This is a genomic window from Vibrio sp. 811 (assembly GCF_033339195.1).
This window is the reverse complement of sequence record NZ_JAWOUB010000803.1, coordinates 1-549: the sequence shown is the minus strand read 5'-3', so window position 1 is coordinate 549 and position 549 is coordinate 1. Positions and strand designations below refer to the sequence as shown.

The 549-nt window shown below is 51.9% G+C and carries 1 protein-coding gene; it reads left to right on the top strand.

Features of this window, described 5'->3' with window-relative positions; translation table 11 throughout:
- Positions 1-549: GspE/PulE family protein (locus R7Q46_RS29490; protein ID WP_318078627.1), on the top strand; the 549-nt coding region annotated here is incomplete at both ends.

Sequence of the window (549 nt, the reverse complement as noted above, 5' to 3'; positions counted from 1 at the left end):
TCTTCTCGTTGGCAGAAGAGCTACCGCATGGTGAGGACTTGTTAGAGTCGGAAGACGATGCGCCAATGATCAAATTGATTAATGCCATGTTGGGTGAAGCGATCAAAGAAGGTGCGTCCGATATCCATATCGAAACGTTTGAAAAGACGCTTTCTATCCGCTTCCGTGTCGACGGCGTTCTGCGTGAAGTCTTGACGCCGAGTCGTAAGCTTGCGCCGTTATTGGTGTCGCGTGTGAAGGTTATGGCGAAGCTCGATATTGCTGAAAAGCGTGTGCCTCAAGATGGTCGTATCTCGCTACGTATTGGTGGCCGAGCGGTCGACGTGCGTGTTTCTACCATGCCATCCTCTCACGGTGAACGAGTGGTAATGCGTCTGTTAGATAAAAACGCAACGCGCCTTGACCTGCACAGTTTGGGCATGACTCCTTCGGTACACGACAACTTCCGTCACCTCATTGGTCGCCCACACGGTATCATCTTGGTGACCGGCCCTACGGGCTCTGGTAAATCGACCACTTTGTACGCCGGCTTGCAAGAAATCAACAGCA